Origin of the sequence: Bacillus sp. SIMBA_154 (assembly GCF_046536015.1) — a bacterium.
Taxonomy (GTDB): domain Bacteria; phylum Bacillota; class Bacilli; order Bacillales; family Bacillaceae; genus Bacillus; species Bacillus pumilus_P.
Window position 1 is genome coordinate 1 of the sequence record NZ_JAWJBV010000616.1, and the last position, 240, is coordinate 240.

General features: G+C 47.1%; 1 pseudogene. It reads right to left on the bottom strand.

Features of this window, described 5'->3' with window-relative positions:
- Positions 1-60: 60 nt before the first annotated feature.
- A pseudogene (locus R0K30_RS23355) lies at positions 61-240 on the bottom strand (penicillin-binding protein); the annotation flags it as partial.

The following is a 240-nucleotide window of genomic DNA, read 5'->3' on the forward strand; positions in this document are numbered from 1 at the left end:
GGGTTTGACCTTTCTATTACCGCCGTCTTCTCAGGACGGCGGTTTTGTTTTGCATGTCACTCAATCTATCCGCACAGCCGGTTCTTCTGTGCCGTCCTGATATAAAACAAAATGCGGGGCTCTGTGTGCTTTATCACCTGCAAATTCAATTTCAAGCGGCAGCGCCCTGACAAAATAACGGGTTTCCGTCATTGGGAATAATTCGAATGGTGTCTGCCCGTCTATTGTAAGATACAATCG